Below are 18,255 nucleotides of genomic sequence, written 5' to 3'. Positions count from 1 at the left end.
GGCGTTGGTATGACTCCCACTGTCAAGTTAAACGCACTGATCCCTGCCTAACTTTTTTAAGCCATAATTACTTTAGCTCGAATTAGAGCGAGTTAATACATAAGATGAAGCAAGTAATTTCGTCGGTTATCTTGCTGATATTCGTTGGTTATTACTATTTCTAGCAACAGAGCAGACCTTACTTATTCCGTCGTGGCACCTGTCTTCAGTCTATGTTCGTGGTTCAATGCAGCGTTAGCTGCATTGCCATCCTAACGCCGTCGGTGGTTGTGCCACACCCGATGCTTGATCCCATGCATTAACTCTAATTCGTTTATCATGCGGGTACTCTTGCCAATCTAAGTTTTGCGTTCACTGGCGTAAGTACCACTTCTTTTGCAATGGCCCATATGTACGCAATCATTTCTCGGGCAATTGCGGTGACAACAAGGTTGTAGTGTTTCCCTTTGGCTATCATTTTTTTATAGCGCTTGCAGAGCCTAAGTTGTGCTTTCCACGCAATATCAATAATGTCCTTTGGTAAACCTTCTTGTCGTTTTTGCATATCTGTCGATATATTTGCCGCATACCGATAAGTGTGTGCACCTTCAACGAGAAGGCGTCTTGCTCGGCCGTTTCCGCATTTTGTGATAGCGCCAATATGGCGTTTGCCACCACTCGAGTGTTCACTGGGTACAAGACCGAGATAACTCATTAATTTACGGGGATGGTCGAAGCGCGATAAATCACCAAGCTCAGCCACAACGCCGGTGGCGACCAACAAGCGAACACCTCGCATTGCTTGTATTGCTTTAACAACGGGATAATAACGCCATTGATGGACGTGATGTGTTAGTTCATTGTCTAGTCTTTCAGGTCGGCTTATTCGCTCGGTAATTGTTTGTAAAAACTCTTGTAAGACAATGTGCTGCGCGGGATGTGGCAGCACAAGCTCAGTGAGCCAACGTAAATGTTTTTGTGACCAATTTGCGGTGCCTTTGTAATTAATATTATTGCGAAGCATCAACGCTTTTAATTGATATTTAGCATCTTTTAAATCTTTCATGGCTATTTCGCGTGCGCGAGATAAATCGCGTACGGCTTCATCTTCAGGCTCGGGAACATAGATAGGTGTTAAATCTTCAGATTTAAGTAATTTAGCGAGCTTAAGGGCATCACGTTTATCGGTTTTAATCTTCTCGCCTGGTTTTTTAGGAATAAGAGACGGGGCAACCACATAACAGCAATGGCCAAGGCTTGTGATTAATCTGTAAATCCAATAACCACAAGGGCCTGCTTCATAAACAAAGTGTAGCGTTGCGCCAGGGTATTTAGATTCAAACTGACGAACAAGCTTTTGAACGGCCACTTTGGAAGAAGAAAATCGACCAAGGTGAACAGGTTGAGAGCCTCTATGTTCTTCAATATAGGCGACTTCATTGAATTCTTTATGTGTATCAAGTCCGATAAAAAGTATGCTATGTTTGTTCATGTTAGCCTCTGCTGTTTAGTTAATTGACAAACTAATTATGGCTCTGGCTTTGAATTAAGCTAACCCACGAAAAGCGGAGGCTAACACCGTGTGGGAGTCATTATGTCTAGCTTTACAAGGAGGTATTTTGAGTCACGGAAATTGTCCAAAGTGTAACCATGAAATTGAGCCGTTTGGCTTATCTTTTAGTCGGTTTCCATTTTACTTCAACTGCTCTAGTTGCAAAGTACGTTTAAAACTTGTTTCGTCTAAAGTTTTTTGGTCGACAGTTGGTTTATATTCATTGGCTATGATCTTATTTATAGTTTATGTACCTTTGACAAGACAGTATGGACTAAGTGTTATAATAAGTATTTTAGGGTGGTTTATTACTTATTATAAAATGTCAGGCTACTGGCTTAAAGCTAATAACTTGAAAGTAAATGAGTAATGCAAAGCTAACAAGTCAATAAATTAAGATTCACCAAGGCTGTCATGCCATTTGCTGAGCAAATCGCCCGCCAGCACATGGTTCACTTATTATTGAGGCGTTATATTTACAAGGAGGTTTAATGTTTTATTTTAAACTCTATGATGACAAAAGGTTAAAAGACCTCAAGCATAGTAAGAAAATCGAGATCGTGAATAACGCTGTAAAATTATATCGAAAAGATAAGCCATTGAATATTACCAGCCGATTACTGGCAATGTTAATTTGGTGCGGTATTCCTGCTGTAGTTTTATTTTTAGTCTTCAGTTTTGGTCTTGTTATTGGTTGGTTTGCACTATCTATCTTCATTCTTGAGATTAAATTAGCTAATGATGAAAGCGCTGATGTCGAAACATACCTAAACCAAGTATTAGAGTAATGTAAATATAACAAGCCATTCAAGAGGGAAAATTTACAGTTGGCTATTTTCACTCCGTTCAACATTATAGCCAACAATAAATTTCCCCTTAATGGGGCGTTAGGAATTTAGTGAGTCAATTATGCTCGTTGACAATATCGAAATAGAAGATATAAACCCAATACCTCCAATTGAAGATAAAGATCAAAAAGAGGTATTTGCATTTTATGGCTTAGCTTCCTATGCAGGTCAATGCTTAGAAAAAGGTATGGTCAACTTTGCTATGGCATACCAATTACTTGATGAATCGGCATTAACAGAGCAAGAGTGGTTAGATATATATGATCACTTAAACAAGCAAACCTTTGGTAGGCTACTAAATCAAATTAAATCTAAAATTGAAATCCCCATTAAAATAGAAGAAAGGCTCAACCTATCACTGAAAAAACGTAATTGGCTAGCTCATGATTTCTTCTATGATTATGCTACTCACTTTTGTGACCCTACAAGTGATGGCATTGTCGTTATGCTTAAAGAGCTTCAAGATATGATTTATTTATTTCAAGTTACAGACCGATTAATTGACACTATTTACTTAAAAGTATGGGAAAAATTTGGTGTAACAGAAGAATGGATACAAAAAGAGATGGAAGAACAATACAAAGAATACCTATCGGTTAAAAGTGCCTAACAAACGCATTAATAATGGACGTCTTTCGCTTGGCTGGCGCTCATTCTTCGCTAATTATAGCCAAGCTAATCCGCCCATTATGCGGGCGTTAGGTGTTTCTCAGGTTTGGAGTTCAAATGGGATTTAAGTTTTGGTTCGTTAGAGCATTAAAAGTATTTCTTGGAGTAGCTGCCTTACTTTTTATAGTTGAGTTGCTTAAACAGCATTCAGTCCAAGAAGCATTAATCTTTGCTTGTACTTGGTCTTCAATCACAACAACAATATTTATATGTTCAAGGCTATATCAATCACGTAAAGGTGTAGAGTGTTCTTTGTGCAATGACATTCCAAACAAAAGTGATAAAAACACCTAATAAGTCGTTAAGCACAGAAGCGTAGACGGTCGTCATCATTTTTTCAGAAAACAAAAGGCGCAAAAACGCTATCAACCTATGCTCCGGTTAACGAGGCGTTAGCGGTACTCAGAGGTTTTGTGAAATATAAAATTTTAGAGAGTGATAATTCAACAAATACTATTGAGGTTATAAACCTTAATTTTGATGTTGATCTCCTAACAATTACAATATCTATTGACGGTGATAAAATTGATATTATTTTCGAAGAGCCTGCAGGTTTTCGAGTCTTAGATGAAGGTGACTTGCTAGAGTTTTGGCCTGAATGTTCCTTACAAGCAGGGTGGCTCTACGAAATAATTACTGGTGGCTGGTTCGACTTAGAAAGTAAGCGTAATGGTTTTTCATCGTGTGGTAATTCAGAAATAACGGAATATTTAGTGGTTGGTGTAAATTATTGCGTAAATATTCTTGGTTGGGAAAAGCCAAGTATTCAGCAAAGTACGCGCTAACAATAGGCCCTAAGGTGGACGACTAGTAAAATTCAGCCATTAATTGCAAGTTTTAAAAGTGGTGAGCCTCTTCGTTTTCCACCACCTAAATACAACCCTTATCCATTTGAATACCAGCGATCTAATAATCAATTGCGCTATCCCCACTTATTTTCACTTCAGCGATACCATCAAACGCGCCGCACCAAAAACAAATTAACGAAGAGACAAATAACAATACTTTAGTAAACGCTAGTTCATATTACGTAACGTAATATCCATACAGAACTTTAAGTTAAACATGCGTTCGTGCAGCGTTCCCATTTTTATTTGACTCAATTTATTGGACATTCTTTTTATGAAATTAAAGTTATTTATCGCAATTATTTTTAGCACTTCGATGTCGTCTTACGCGACAGAAGCAGTAGATAAAACGGAGTTCTCATTCGAAGACTTAAAAGCGCTGGCAAAAGCCTCTGCCGAAAAGCCCTATACGGCAACTAAAGTGCCAGCGCCGGAGTTAATTGATAAAATTACGTATGACGAACATTGGAAAATACGCTTTAAAGAAGATGAAACCTTATACCCTAGTGGAAAAAAGGCGCCTGTACAATTATTTTACCCTGGCCGATATTTTCCTGAGCCAGTAAGTATTTACATCAGAGACGATAAAAATCAGGTGCAAAATGTACCTTTTAGTAATGAGCTTTTTGATATGCCTGACGACAGCCCTGCCCACGACCTGCCAGAAGGGTTTGGGTTTGCAGGCTTTAGAATTATGCGCCCAGATATAAAACCAGATTGGATATCGTTTTTGGGAGCGTCTTATTTTCGTACCGATGGACCACAAGGGCAATATGGATTGTCGGCTCGCGGTATTGCGATTAATACGGGTATGAATCAACCAGAAGAATTTCCGCGCTTTTCTGCATTTTGGATTGGTCCCGCAGAAAAAAAAGGTGAAAGTGTGTCTGTTTGGGCATTGCTTGAAGGGCCCTCTATCACCGGTGCTTATCGGTTTGGTTTAAGTAAAGATAACAAAGAAGCCAAAGGCCATATCACCTCTGTGAGTGCTAATTTGTATATGCGCGCCGATGTAGAGCGTTTAGGTATAGCGCCATTAACGAGTATGTATTGGTACTCAGAAAAAGATAAAACAGAAGCTAAAGATTGGCGCCCAGAAATTCACGATAGTGATGGCTTAGCGATTCATACTGGATCGGGGCAGTACATTTGGCGACCGTTAAATAACCCTCAGTCGGTATCGACCAATAGCTTTATTGATGAGAACCCTAAAGGCTTTGGTTTAATTCAAAGGGATCGTGATTTTAATAACTACCAAGACGATGGCGTATTTTACAATAAGCGTTCATCAGCGTGGATAAAGCCTCAGGGGGATTGGGGTAAAGGTGCTGTACAGCTAGTTGAAATTCCTACAAAAGATGAAACGTTTGACAATATTGTTGCCTATTGGGTACCTGAAAAAGAGGCGCGTAAAGGCGATGAATTTACGTTTTCTTATGATATTGAATGGCGTCCACTCGACCCAAAATCAAAAGAGTTAGCAAGTGTTGTGAATACTCGTCAAGGACAGGGTGGAATTCCTGGTCAGCCTATTCCTAAGGGCGTGAACAAAATGGTGATTGACTTTGAAGGGCCTGTATTTAAAGGGCTCGATAGGGAAAGTGGTATAAAACCTATAGTTGAAGCCAGTAACGGCGAAATACTAGAGCCAATTGGCGCTTACCCTATAGTGGGAACTAACCAATGGCGATTAGCGTTTGATTACAAGCAATCTAACAATAACCCAACGCATATACGCGCGTATTTAGTGGATAAAAATGATGAAGCGATAACCGAAACGTGGGTAAGTGATGCAAAGGTAACGATTGAATAGCTCTGCTTCAATCAGTATTAAACTAAATTGAAGAGTTATATATTGCGGTACTTTATATAGCCCTTCAAATTTTAAAGCTATTTTTTATGTTTGAATTTTACCCAAACGGTTTTAAATACGATTGCGGCTGTAATTAATAGCATTATTGCAAAGGTATGCTGACCAAAAACTTGAAAGACAAGCCAGGCTGCCACAGTTATAAATACACAAGCTATTAGAAATAAAATGTTTTTTAACATCCAATGTTCTCAAAATTAAAAGAGCTACTAATTTAGCTCTTTTGTTCAACTTTAGCCTAACTCTTTCACATACAGCACAAGTGCACTGTACATTACACTTAGTGCCTTTGTTACATCACTGTCTATAACGGCTTCTGCTGGGTGATGGCTTATGCCGCCAGGGCTGCGTATAAACAACATACCAACAGGGCAAATAGGGGCTATGGCCATGGCATCGTGCCCTGCGCCTGAGGCAAGTGAAGGTGAGGCTTGGTTATTAAGTTTGCATGCGCTAGTAAATAAATGCTGAATTTTAGTGTCGCACGCTACGGCGTCGGCCGCATGTGTCCATTGCCAATCAAGCGTTAAATTACGCGATGTTGCAATTTGATCTGCGCGGGTATGTATTGCATTAAGTAATATGGCTAGGTCGTCATCGTTTTGAGCGCGTGCATCAAGGCTAATGGTGGTTTTACCGGCAATAACGTTTGTAGCGCCTGGGCGTGCTTGAATTTGCCCAACGGTGGCTACTTCGCCATTACTCGCACTTTTTGCTAGTTGCTCTATGGCAAGAGTCAGTTCGGCGCAGCCTGCTAACGAATCCTGACGTAAATTCATAGGCGTAGTACCAGCGTGACCGCTTTGACCTGTTAGGGTGATCATAGCGCGCTTTGCCCCTGCAATGGCAGTAACAATGCCTAATGCCTGATTTACCGACTCAAGCACGGGGCCTTGCTCTATGTGGGTTTCCCAGTAACCGAGTAACTCATTTTTGTTTAGTGCTGCTTTTGCATAGTTTGCGGGGTTTAGGCCAAAGTCGAGCATGGCTTGGCGCATAGTAATGCCGTTTGTATCTTCTATATTTAACCACTGCGGGTCAAACTCGTTTGCCAGTGCTTTTGAGCCAATTAAAGTGGTGGCAAAGCGGGTGCCTTCTTCATCACAAAAACCTACAACATCTAAATGAAACGGTAAATCAAGCTTAAGTGTATTCGCAAGGGCGGCTATTTCAATACCGAGTAACACTCCTAAAATGCCATCAAATGCACCGGCATTTGGTACGGTGTCGAGGTGTGAGCCAATAATTAAACGTTTAGCGTTTGGGTTTGACGATTTTAGCCGACCCCATAAATTACCTACTTCGTCTTGCCACGATTGCATGCCCGCCTCAGCCATCCACGCGGCAGTAACGCTATTACACTCTTTGTGCTCTTTAGATAAATACACGCGGTGAATACCGCCCTGCATTTGCGATAAGCCACTGAGTGTTTTACAGCGCGCTAAGGCGCGCGCAGCATAGGTGTTAGCTAGCTCATTATTTAATAATGGCGCTAGAGAGGGGCTTGCAATCGTCATGCTAAATCCTTTTTATTATTTATAATGGGTAAGGGCGGCAATAGCGGCTTCGCCTTTAGGGCCTTTGTAACCGTTGGCATGTAAGCAGGCATCTAAACTTGCCAATGTTTGCAGTACGGCATCTTTACGGGCGTTGTAACCCATGGTGCCAATACGCCAAATTTTGCCATGCAGTGGCCCAAACGAGGTGCCAATTTCAATACCAAAGTCGGTTAGCATTTGAGCGCGTACGTGATCGGCATTAATACCCTCAGGTATATAAACACCCAGCACGTTGTTCATTTTGTGGTTTAAATCACCAAATACGTTTAAGCCCAGCGCTTGAATACCGGTTAGCATGGCATCGCCATGTAATTTATGGCGGGCAACGCAGTTATCTACGCCTTCTTCAATTACAATGCGGGCACATTCGGATGCGCAGTAAAGCATGCTTGTGGCTTCGGTATGATGGTTGAGGCGCTCTTCGCCCCAGTAATTCATGATCATGCCTAAATCAAAGTAGTTAGAGCGTACAAATGGCTCGGTGCCATCGGTATGCTCTGCGGTGCGAATACCCGCTTCTACTTTTTTACGTTTTTGGATCCAATCGGCGCATTTGTCGCTAAGTGTTAATGGCGCAGAGCCAGAGGGACCACCTAAGCATTTTTGCAAACCAACCGAAAGCGCATCGAGTTTCCACTCATCGGCGGGTAAATCGTTACCTACAATTGAGGCGGTGGCATCGCAGTAAAATAATACATCGTGCTTTTGGCAAATATCACCAATGTATTCAAGCGGTTGGTTCATGGTTGTAGAGGTATCGCCTTGTACCATGGCAAGTACATGGGGTTTTACATCAACAATGGCTTTTTCTATTTGCTCGGGAGTAAATACTTCGCCCCATGGTACTTCTATGGTGTGCACTTTAGCGCCTACACGCTCGGCTATTTCAGCGAGTAAGTGGCCAAAGCGCCCCATAATAGGCACAAGTACTTTATCGCCTGGGCGTAAAATAGAGCACAAAACGGCTTCTATTCCTGCGCGTGATGTACCGTCAACTAACATGGTCCATTCGTTTTTGGTTTTAAATATTTCGCGATAGCGGGCCATGGTTTCGTTCATAAAACCGGTCATTACTGGGTCGTATTGGCCAATTAGCTGCGCCGACATAGCACGCAGTACGCGTGGATCTGCGTTAATTGGCCCTGGCCCCATTAGTAAACGTTGCGGCGGATTTAAAGTTTGAATTTGCGTGTTGCTAAACATGTTTTAGGCTCCCAGAGTCTGAATAAGCATGCGAATACCCGTTATCATTAAGACAACGGCAAAAGCGCGTTTTAATTGTTTTTGATCCAGCTTGCTACCAATTTTTACGCCAATAGGCGCAAACAAAATAGTTAGCGGAATAATAAGAAAAAAGGCAGGGAGGTTAACTAACCCCCACGTACCTAGGGGAGCATCGGTTGGCGTTGTGCCAATACTTAATAAGGTAATTACGCCTGGTAGCGCGATAAGTAAGCCAAATACGGCTGCAGTGCCTACGGCAACATGGGCACGTACGTTAAATGCGTTTAGCATGGGTACACCAATTGTGCCGCCGCCGATACCTATCATTACCGATAAGCCACCGACAATACTTGCCATTATGCCTTGACCAAATTTACCCGGTAACTTACTTACAAGGGCAGGGGCGCCGGCTCTAAATAACATGTTAAGGCTAACTAAAATGGCAATACAAGCAAACATAAGTACCAGTGCATTACCACGTATTGTGTGCGCTAAGTAACTGCCTACAACGGCCATTACTAAAATAAACGGCGCCCAGTATTTAATTAAAGCAAGGTCAATGTTGCCCTTTGCATGGTGCGAGCGAATAGACGAAATAGACGTAGGCACTATGGTGGCAAGCGATGTCGCGGTTGCTATCATCATGGCCGACTCAGGGCTTACACCAAAACCTTGCAATAAAAAGTACAGCACAGGCACAATTACTATGCCGCCGCCTACACCAAATAGGCCTGCTAAAATACCTGCAAAAATGCCGGTTGCTATTAAGGCCACAATAATGGGCCATTGGTTTATTATTTCTGTCATTGTGTTCCTGCTGTAGTTACTGTTGCACGACCATCTGAACGAGGATCGGTTGTTGCTTCAAGGCTGATAGGCGTATCTAAAATTGCACCCGCGTGGCCCATCATTTCATTGTTATTATCAACGCTTACCCAGTCGTGGTCACGTTGATTTAATTCATGTTTAATTTGTGAGGCTAGGGTTTGCTCTACTTTTAAATTAGTGCTGGTGTCGCCCCATGTACGGCCAAGTAACCAGCGCGGGTCGCTCACCGCTTGGTTAATCGATTTATTACGCCACGCGTAACCTGTAAATACTGCGGCTTGTGTTTGAGGTTGCCCTTCACCGCCCATGGTGCCGTAGGCAAGGCGCCTGCCATCGTCAAATTTTGCTAAAGCAGGGTTAAGTGTATGAGCCGGTTTTTTATGCGCTTTTAAGGCATTGGCATCGTTGCTATTTAAACTAAAACTTAAACCGCGGTTATTCCATACAAAGCCGCCTTCGCTCATCAAAATGCCGCTACCAAATTCCCAGTAAACACTTTGAATAAAGCTCACTAGTTGGCCGTTTTTATCACGTGCTGCCATCCAAACGGTATCGCCTGGCTCTGCATTAAATGGCCATTGCTTGGCTTGGCTCATATCTATATTGCTGGCAAGCGCATTTAAGCGCTCATCAGTTAGTGCGTTTTTATAATCATCGCCAAGCGCATCTGGGTCGGCCCAAAGTATAGGGCGGTGGGTAAAGCTTTGTTTGGTTGCCTCAACAATTAAGTGCATCCAATCAGCCTCTGTTTTGGCTAAATGTTTTAGTTTATTAACAGCGCCAATTATTTGCAAAGAATGCACGCCTTGCGTGGGGGCGGGCAAGTTATAACACTGTATGCCCGATAAATTAGCACTGAGCGGCGTTACTAAATCGGCCTGAGTATTGGCAATATCTGCGCGTGTAATTGCACTGCCTGCGGCAGCTAAATCGTTTGCAAACGACTCTGCTAACGGCCCTTGGTAAAAAGCGTTTAAGCCATGCTCGGCTAAGTGCTCAAAGGTATTGGCAAGTTTTGGATTTTTAAAGTGTTGCCCTGCTTGTAAAGGTTTACCGTTGGGGATGTATAGCGCTTTAAAGGCATCGTTAGTATTGGCAACACTTGCCAGTTTTTCGCAGCCCGCTTGCAGGCTTTTTGTAACAGTAAAACCTTCGCGGGCAAGCTTAATAGCAGGCGCTAAAATAGTACTTAGTGGCAATGCTGCGTGCTTATCTACCTCAAGTGCTTTTTGCCAGCCACGAAGCGTAGCCGCTTGAGTCAATGCGCTTAAACCACCTCGCTCTGGTATGTGTGGCTCATTGCTGTAGGCACTTATGTCGCTTGGTGCGCGCCCGCATGCATCAATTGCGGTAGGGTGGCTTTGGTTTGGGTTATCAATAAGCCAAAAGCTGTCGCCGCCAATCGAGTTCATATGTGGGTAAACCACGCTAATCGCAGCCGCAGCCGCTACCATTGCTTCTGTGGCTGTACCGCCTTGTTTTAGTATAAAGGTGCCTGCCTCGGTCGCTGAAAAGTGCGGGGCAGTAAATGCAATGTTGTGTGTGCTCATGCAGGTGTGTCCTGTTTAAAGTGTGCAGCTAATTGTTGTACGCAGGCAAGTAGGCTTTTATCGTTGCCGTGGCTCATCATTAATGAAAACCCATATGGGTGGCCATTTTCTAAATTAGCCAATGGTAAGTGAACTTGCGCCGAGCGGCTCAAGCCCGCAATGGCAGATAAAGTTATAATTTGCATACGTAAGGCGCTTGTGTTGGTGCCCAATTTAGGTGCGGTTGTGGGTGTGGTTGGCAAAAATAAACAACTTTTTGTGTTTAGGTTTTTAGTTATTAGTGTTTGCCACTGAGTTTGTACTTTTAGTGCTTCTTGCTCTTCTTGGGCGGTTAGTGCCAGTGCCATTTTAAAACGTGCCGCAATTGCCGGAGCAAACTGGGGAAGTTGCCCTGGCAATTGAAGCCAATCTTTATGCGTTTTAGCTATTGCGCGCCCTTGCAATATTCTAAAACTATCAGCGAGTTCGCTTAATAAGTTGCTATTAGGCAGTTCAAATTCTTTATGGTGCTTAAAATAAGGCTTGGTTTTTTCAAGTAGTTGCTTAATAGGTGTTTGTAAAGCAGGGCTTACTAGCTCAAATAACGGCTCACAAATTACTAAAGTATCAACGTTATTAATAGCTTGATTTGGTAACAGTACATTGCCTACATCGCTTAGTAGTTCTGCACTTTGGGTAAGCCAGCCAATGGTATCAAAAGGGGGAGCTAGCGGAATTAGGCCGTCTTTTTCAATCACGTTATGGCTGGGTCTTATACCAAATAAGCCGCAGTAACTTGCGGGTATTCTAATAGAGCCGCCAGTATCGGTACCTAAGCCAATATCGGCTAAGTTAGCAGCAACGGCGGCCGCCGATCCCATACTCGAACCGCCACTTGCATGACCGCTAAGTTTTGGGTTTTGTGCCGCCCCATAGTGAATGTTATTCCCCTCTAAGCTGTAAGCAAGCTCATCGGTGTGGGTAAAGCCTGTAAAGCTACAACCCTCGTTCATTAACTTATTTACCGCACTTGCTGTTTGCTGGGCAGGTTTTGCTGCTTTAAACCAATTAGGGTTACCTGCGCTGTTGCGCTCACCTTTAACAGCAAATACATCTTTTACTGCAAGGCGCTTATTGATAAGTGCGCCGTGGGTGTGTGTTTGCCATGCTTTTGGGCCATGGTCACAAAAAATACCGGTAAAATTATTATGTGTTTTGGTACTCATATCACCACTCGTTATAAAGTAAATCTGACCAACTGGTTATAATCAGATTTAGGGTGATTAAAAAGACGAATTAATTATTATTATTTTTCAGCCCACTGCGTAACATCTTATTTTTATTTTACAGAGCCTGATCCGCTTTTTAATCGGTTAGCTTATTATATTGCCTAAAAGCTAAGCAAAAGCAATGCCAAATACAATAAAGTTGTCCGTTCGGTCAGGTTTTTATGGGTTTGTATGGTGTTTATAAAAATTTAAGCAATAAAGAGGGCGTAATTTAGAGGTGAAAATACACCAAGTTGGTGCGTGTTTGCACCATCTTGGTTGTAAGTCGGGGGTTTACAATAGTGCGTTTGGGCTAATTATTAAGCCGTTTACATCGGCGTATAACCAATCATTTGGCTTAATTGTGGTGCTAAGCATAGTTACTGTTTGGTTTTTATCACCAAACCCACGCTTTAAAGTACTACGCGGAGTTGAGCCAAGCGCCATTACGGGTAAATCCATAGTGGCAAGTATTTCTATATCGCGGCAACAGCCGTTAATAACAACGCCTTCCCAGCCATTTTTTAATGCGCGCTCTGCCATTATATCGCCTATAAAAGCAAAGCGTTTACTGGCAAAGCCATCAATAACTAATATTTTGCCCTTGCCGTTTTCATGCAGTATATCAGCGGCAAATGAATTGTCTTCTGGGCAGGTAACGGTAACTGCTTGGCCACTAAACGTGGTTTTTTTACCAAAATGGCGCAGGCCGCTGTCGGCTACTTGTACGCTCTCGAGGTGATCGTCAAATAAATCGGGGGTTGTAAAGTTATCCATGGGTTAAGCCTCACTTTGCTCGGGTATTTTTAAGCCAATACCTTTTAAAATAATGTGGGCAATTGACTGCGTAATGTGTGCCACATCGGTTTTATCGTATTCTAATTTGTTCATAACTAGCAGTACTTCAGCTTGAAAGTCGGCGTAGTATTGTGTGGTTGACCAAATGGTAAATAATAAATGGTAAGGGTCAACGTTATCCATTTTATCGGCGTCAATCCATGCTTGAAAAACATCAACCTTTTGCTTTACCCAAGGGCGTGTATTAGTTCTAAAGTAGTTTTGAAGGTACGGTGCACCACGCAGTATTTCGTTGGCAAATAAACGCGATTGCAAAGGCTGATTAACGGCAAGTATTACTTTGCTTTTAATGTAGTTATAAAGCACATGAGCAGGGTCGTCCTCAGGGGTTACATTATCTAGCCCTAAGTTCCAATGCGCTATTATGCGGTCTATTACGGCTTCGTATAGGCCGTCTTTACTTTTAAAGTAATATAAAATATTGGCTTTAGGCACGCATGCCTCTTTGGCAACCATACTCATGCTAGCGCCATCGTAACCAAGCTGAGAAAACAATTGCTCTGCGGCATCGAGTATTAACTTTTGGTTTTTCTCTCGGGTGAGTTCTTTTTTATTTGGCTTTGTTTGTGTGGTCATTATGGCGTTGCTGAGTTTAAGGTGTTGATTGATTGTAACTTTACTGACCGAAAGGTCAAATACTAAAATTTGCTTTATTTTATATAAAAGTATTAGTAACAATTGTTTAAGCGCATAATTACTGGTAGCGTACCCCTAAATGCAGGTAGTACTTTTAGGTAGTTAATGGGCTTTTTTTCTAATCATAAATATACACTTTATGGCATCGCCGCTATTTTATTATGGAGCTGTTTAGTTGCTTTGCTGCGTGATGTGTCTGAGTTATTTGGCCCCATTGGTGGTGCTGCGCTTATGTACAGCGTAAGTACACTTTTTTTAATTATGGTAATGGGGCCGCCAAAATTAGGTGGTTTTAATAAACGCTATATTATTTGGGGTACTGTTTTATTTGCACTTTATGAGGTGTGTTTGGCGCTGTTTGTGGGGCTGGCTAATAATCGCTACCAAGCAGTAGAAATGGCCGTTATAAATTACTTATGGCCCACGCTTACTATTTTACTCAGTATTATAGTTAACCGTAGTAAAGTAAGTTTTTGGATTTACCCTGGCATGTTGCTCGCCTTTTTTGGTGTAGCGTGGTGTGTTGGCGGTGATAGTGGTTTATCTATTAGTAGTATTACCAACAACTTTGCAAGTAATCCTACGGCTTATTTATTGGCTTTTGTAGCGCCGTTTATTTGGTCTGTATACTGTGTAATCACTCAAAAAAGCAGTAATGGTAAAAACGCCATAGTGCTGTTTTTTATAGCCACAGCGTCAAGTTTGTGGGTGCTATATGGTTTAAGTGATGAACCCGCTATGGTGTTTTCAATACATGCAACAATTACGCTTGTTTTAGCAGGTATAGTGGTAGGCAGTGGTTATGCACTCTGGAACCAAGCAATTATTGGCGGTAACTTAATGCTGCTTGGTACGCTTTCGTATTTTACGCCGGTTTTTTCGGCTATTATCTCGGCGCTTTATTTATCAATTACCCTTAGTGCCTCATTTTGGCAAGGGGTAATAATGGTAACTGGCGGCTCACTCGTTTGCTATTTTGTAACGCGTAAGAAGCCAATTAATAAACAAATAAACCCAGTTAACTAGGGCGTGTTGATCCTTGCGGATTGAAATTTGTTCAATCTAAGGGCGATTAAATCGCGGCGCGAGGTTTGTAACCTAGTGGACTAAGTAAAAACCGAGTAAAGCTTCCGCGTCCTGCTCACGCCCCTTACCTACATCCATGTAGGCAACAAAGAGTTTATCGCCCCTAAGCAGAACCCGAAGGGCAGCGCATGTTTGGCATTTATGCTGCGTTATCGCCTATTTATGGGGAATAACCACACTTCATAGGCTCTGCCTTGCCTAAAAACCAAACATACTGCTGCAAATTCAACCATCAAAGATCAACACGCCCTAACCTTTTTTTAGCTGTGTTTATTTAGCCACTCTAATGCGTGTGACCATAAACCATCTGACTTTTTACTAAAAAACTTCATATGGCCAATTTCTTTTAAGCCATAGTCTTTAGGGTTTAAGGTTAACTTACTCGCTTTTAATTTAGAAAATACCGAGAGCATATCGGCGACATTCGCGTTATTTGCAATGTCGTCGTCGGTGGCATTAACCCACATTGACGGCATAACTAAGGTGTTGTAACAGTGTTGAAATACGGTATCGCCAAATGCAGATTGCACATAACCTTGCGCGTTACACCATTTTTGCCACTGCTTAGCAACGCCTTTAGGTAGGGGCTCGCCCATGCCAAACCACTGCGATTTAGTATGGCCAAATAGTGCGTTACTCACCGGAATAACCCCATTCATAAAAAATTGTGCTTTAACCTGATACGCCAAGCGCATATTGGTTAATTTGCCCGACGAACAAGCAAAGTTAAACGCTGAGCTTAACTGATCTGCATTATGCATAAGCCCGACTAATTGCCCGCCAGCACTGTGGCCAACTAAATGATGGCGGGTGCCCGGAAAGGTTTTTTGCAAATACTCAAGTACGGCTGGCATGTCTTGCTCGCCCCAAGTTTGTAATGTGGCCTTACTTTTTTTAATACTGCGGTTAAGCGATTGGCCAATACCTCGGTTATCAAAGGTAATTACGCCAAAGCCATGTTGCTGTAAGTAAGTAGCAAAGTTTGCATAAAACTGTTGTTTTATGCCGGTTGCGGGGGCAATCATCACCGCACCTTTAATAGGGCTGGTGGGTGTAAATAGGTGTGCGCTTATAGTTTGCCTGTCGTTACAGGTTATAGTGACGTGCTTTGAAGCTTGTATGTTCATTACTTATTGTTGCTTTTTTAAATGCTCAATTCAAAAATGGTAGCTGGTTAGACCAGTTTAAGCAAGAATAGAATAACAGCTTATAGCAAAGCTTAATTAATCGGGGGCGATATACCGGTTTGTAAAGTGTTTAGCGCTGACGTTTTGTAATGGGGCAAAGCAGTAAAAGGGGTTTAATTTGTTAGCTTAAACCCCGTTGTAAAACTACTTTGGTGCGCTTGTATTATGAGCAGATTTTGCTTTTACTTTTTTGGCGCTAAAGTAAAATATAAGTGCAAATACTACCGCACTAAAATCAACAGTAATACTTTGATAATATTTAAAATAGTGCTCTGTTGATATGGCTTGTAATAGGGTAGAGCCCGCCATACATAAGCACAAACCTGCAAGGCTAACTAAACCCCAATAACTTGTGTGCTGAGACCCTTTTTTAAAGGCGTAGGCAACAAAAACAAAAAATACTATATAGTAGCTATATAAATAGCTGTAATTTGCATTCGCTGTAAATTGGTTTACCCACTTACCTACTAACAAAGTGGCAACCACTGCAATTATTGACCCTAAGCACACACCAATTGTTAAATTAGCCATAAAAAGAGTACTGCGTTTATTGGCATCTTTTTTAGCACGTTTGTCTAACCACAATAAATTACCTGAATAAAATAAGAACGCACCAAATAGTCCCATTACAAAGTAACCCCATCGGCCCCATTCACCTCCATACGTGCCAAAGTGCAACGAAAAGATGCTTGCAACCATGTTACCCCAGTGGCTTTCTTCACCTTGGGGGTAACTCGAGTTAAGGACTTCTAATGTATACGGCTGTAAAAATAAGTAGTCTGTATCTGGGCCTCTAACGACTGCGCTTTCGTTACTCATTTTAACAATTGCTGTAGGGCTGTTGGTATTTAGACGACTTAATGCAATATGAATTGGCTCATAGCCTGGGGCATAGTTTTTTGCTGCTAAAAGCTGTTTTTCTATACTGGGTAAGTTTTCAATTTGGTAACTGTGCGCTGCTGGAGGAGGGCGCTGAAAAAACGATTTATCGTCGTAAAATGGCGACAATCCATCATAAATTAAATCGTGAAAAGCAAACACAACAACGGTAAAGGCAATAATTAAGTGAAAAGGTAAGCTGGCGATCCCCACTAAATTATGGCTATCGAGCCAAAAGCGGCTTGGACCTTTTTCTTTTCTGATTGCAAAGAATGTTTTTACAAGTGTTGGCAATAAAATAATTACCCCAGACACCAACGCTAAAAAGTATAAAACCGACGCAATGCCCAGTATGTATACACCTGATTGGTCATGCCCAATTTCGCCAGCAAAACCAGCGGTACGATGCAGATAGTCTATTAAATCTGCGAGCTTACTTTCGCTTTTTTGCTCAATGACTAGCTCATTTTTACTATTTAAATGTAAAAGCTGTAATTGGTTATCAAGTGCCATTCCTCGCTCTTTACCTTGGCTGTACCAAGATAGCGGCGCTTGATCAGTTAATAAATCTATGGAAAAGCCATTACTCATTTGCTGAGGGTACTGCACAATAGCTTTATCTACTAAGGCTTGGTAGTTACTGGTTTTTGGCTCAGTTACAGGCGCGCTTACAGGCGTTGCCCAATCAGCTAGCTCATACTTAAACATAGTTAAGCTACCCGCGTAAAAGCCAATAAAAAGTACTAAGCCTGCAATGATCCCAGTCCAAGTATGAACACCTTGGTAGGTACGTAGAATATCTGCTCTTACTTTCATAGCCCATGCCCCAACATTAAAAATAAACTATAGAGCGTTATATTTAGCCCACCGAGAGTTAGCCATGCTTGCTTTGCAGATTTAAATAAATACGTGAAGCTAAAAATAGTTAGCCATATTAGTGGGATCATCCACATATTAAATTGTACCTTGTCGCGTGCATCTATTCCTCCGGGGCCATACCAGGCAAAAAATGCGACTAGAACAAATGCAAGAGCTAAGCCTAAAAGGCCTCCTGCTAAGCTTTTTCCTAGCCAAGTTGGTTTGATTTTTTGCCTTTGTAATGCGCTCATTAGTTAATATCCTTACTTTTAAATAAGCTCGTAAATGGAACGATCATCAAGGCCAGCATAACCGTTAAAAGAATAAAAAATGCGGCCGCAGCAGAGGTGAAAATATAAAAAGCTAAAGCGATTGCAGCTATAAAAAGAAGGGTTGCAAGTTTACGCCAATGCTTAGATATAGGCTTTTTTAAAAACCTTTGATGGCGGTTACTGCAATAGAGCAAGGTTGTAGCAATGAGCAGGATTAAAATAACAGTAAGTTGAAGCATGGTCGCAGTTAGTTGTTAATGTTTATACTAGTGTAAATGATAATTAAACTCAATTGCAATGGTGTT

At 41.8% G+C, this 18,255-nt stretch carries 17 protein-coding genes; 5 read left to right on the top strand and 12 right to left on the bottom strand.

Annotated features, from left to right (window positions below; genetic code table 11):
• Positions 1–316 precede the first annotated feature (316 nt).
• Positions 317–1,471, bottom strand: a complete 1,155-nt coding sequence (locus tag ATS74_RS16695) for an IS110 family transposase (protein ID WP_058549992.1) — start codon at positions 1,469–1,471, stop codon at positions 317–319.
• A 551-nt stretch (positions 1,472–2,022) separates the two neighbouring features.
• On the opposite strand from ATS74_RS16695, the gene ATS74_RS16690 reads away from it, so the two are divergent.
• The 4 genes from ATS74_RS16690 to ATS74_RS16670 all read left to right on the top strand — a co-directional run bounded on the left by ATS74_RS16690 (position 2,023) and on the right by ATS74_RS16670 (position 5,709).
• On the top strand, positions 2,023–2,319 hold the full coding sequence (locus ATS74_RS16690) for a hypothetical protein (protein ID WP_058549991.1): 297 nt from the start codon (positions 2,023–2,025) through the stop codon (positions 2,317–2,319).
• 121 nt (positions 2,320–2,440) lie between these two features.
• Positions 2,441–2,989, top strand: a complete 549-nt coding sequence (locus ATS74_RS16685) for a hypothetical protein (RefSeq protein ID WP_058549990.1) — start codon at positions 2,441–2,443, stop codon at positions 2,987–2,989.
• 472 nt (positions 2,990–3,461) lie between these two features.
• Entirely contained in the window at positions 3,462–3,833 is a 372-nt protein-coding gene (locus tag ATS74_RS16675; protein ID WP_058549988.1) for a hypothetical protein, read from the top strand.
• A 337-nt stretch (positions 3,834–4,170) separates the two neighbouring features.
• On the top strand, positions 4,171–5,709 hold the full coding sequence (locus ATS74_RS16670; protein ID WP_058549987.1) for a glucan biosynthesis protein: 1,539 nt from the start codon (positions 4,171–4,173) through the stop codon (positions 5,707–5,709).
• A 290-nt stretch (positions 5,710–5,999) separates the two neighbouring features.
• Here the strand turns inward: ATS74_RS16670 and ATS74_RS16665 are convergent, their stop codons facing one another.
• From ATS74_RS16665 to ATS74_RS16635, 7 genes are all read right to left on the bottom strand, one after another.
• Complete coding sequence (locus tag ATS74_RS16665) at positions 6,000–7,283, bottom strand: allantoate amidohydrolase (RefSeq protein ID WP_058549986.1); 1,284 nt, start codon at positions 7,281–7,283, stop codon at positions 6,000–6,002.
• A gap of 15 nt (positions 7,284–7,298) precedes the next feature.
• The gene (locus ATS74_RS16660; protein ID WP_058549985.1) at positions 7,299–8,528 is read right to left on the bottom strand and encodes a pyridoxal-phosphate-dependent aminotransferase family protein; all 1,230 of its coding nucleotides are present in this window, start codon (positions 8,526–8,528) and stop codon (positions 7,299–7,301) included.
• Between the two features lie 3 nt (positions 8,529–8,531).
• Positions 8,532–9,356 carry a sulfite exporter TauE/SafE family protein gene (locus ATS74_RS16655; protein WP_058549984.1) on the bottom strand — a complete coding sequence of 275 codons (825 nt, stop codon included), beginning with the start codon at positions 9,354–9,356 and terminating at the stop codon, positions 8,532–8,534.
• Complete coding sequence (locus ATS74_RS16650) at positions 9,353–10,927, bottom strand: gamma-glutamyltransferase family protein (protein ID WP_058549983.1); 1,575 nt, start codon at positions 10,925–10,927, stop codon at positions 9,353–9,355. Before ATS74_RS16650 ends, ATS74_RS16655 begins: the two co-directional genes overlap by 4 nt.
• A complete protein-coding gene (locus ATS74_RS16645; protein ID WP_058549982.1) occupies positions 10,924–12,132 on the bottom strand; it encodes an amidase family protein in 1,209 nt (402 codons plus the stop codon). The genes ATS74_RS16650 and ATS74_RS16645 overlap by 4 nt, the downstream gene beginning before the upstream one ends.
• Positions 12,133–12,468: 336 nt before the next feature.
• Complete coding sequence (locus tag ATS74_RS16640) at positions 12,469–12,951, bottom strand: putative 4-hydroxy-4-methyl-2-oxoglutarate aldolase (RefSeq protein WP_058549981.1); 483 nt, start codon at positions 12,949–12,951, stop codon at positions 12,469–12,471.
• A 3-nt stretch (positions 12,952–12,954) separates the two neighbouring features.
• Positions 12,955–13,608, bottom strand: coding sequence for a TetR/AcrR family transcriptional regulator (locus ATS74_RS16635; protein ID WP_058549980.1), 654 nt, complete (start codon positions 13,606–13,608; stop codon positions 12,955–12,957).
• Between the two features lie 165 nt (positions 13,609–13,773).
• On the opposite strand from ATS74_RS16635, the gene yddG reads away from it, so the two are divergent.
• Positions 13,774–14,694, top strand: coding sequence for an aromatic amino acid DMT transporter YddG (gene yddG, locus ATS74_RS16630; RefSeq protein ID WP_058549979.1), 921 nt, complete (start codon positions 13,774–13,776; stop codon positions 14,692–14,694).
• A gap of 320 nt (positions 14,695–15,014) precedes the next feature.
• Here the strand turns inward: yddG and ATS74_RS16625 are convergent, their stop codons facing one another.
• The 4 genes from ATS74_RS16625 to ATS74_RS16610 all read right to left on the bottom strand — a co-directional run bounded on the left by ATS74_RS16625 (position 15,015) and on the right by ATS74_RS16610 (position 18,189).
• Positions 15,015–15,881, bottom strand: coding sequence for an alpha/beta hydrolase family protein (locus ATS74_RS16625; RefSeq protein ID WP_058549978.1), 867 nt, complete (start codon positions 15,879–15,881; stop codon positions 15,015–15,017).
• Between the two features lie 204 nt (positions 15,882–16,085).
• Positions 16,086–17,636: a PepSY-associated TM helix domain-containing protein gene (locus ATS74_RS16620; RefSeq protein ID WP_058549977.1), complete on the bottom strand. Its 1,551-nt coding sequence runs from the start codon at positions 17,634–17,636 to the stop codon at positions 16,086–16,088.
• Positions 17,633–17,929: a hypothetical protein gene (locus tag ATS74_RS16615; protein ID WP_058549976.1), complete on the bottom strand. Its 297-nt coding sequence runs from the start codon at positions 17,927–17,929 to the stop codon at positions 17,633–17,635. Before ATS74_RS16615 ends, ATS74_RS16620 begins: the two co-directional genes overlap by 4 nt.
• Positions 17,929–18,189, bottom strand: a complete 261-nt coding sequence (locus ATS74_RS16610; protein ID WP_058549975.1) for a hypothetical protein — start codon at positions 18,187–18,189, stop codon at positions 17,929–17,931. Before ATS74_RS16610 ends, ATS74_RS16615 begins: the two co-directional genes overlap by 1 nt.
• Positions 18,190–18,255: the final 66 nt, after the last annotated feature.

Origin of the sequence: Pseudoalteromonas sp. H103 (assembly GCF_001469205.1) — a bacterium.
Classification (GTDB): domain Bacteria; phylum Pseudomonadota; class Gammaproteobacteria; order Enterobacterales; family Alteromonadaceae; genus Pseudoalteromonas; species Pseudoalteromonas carrageenovora.
Note: the sequence above shows the minus strand (reverse complement) of the source record. Positions and strands in the feature narration are given on the sequence as shown.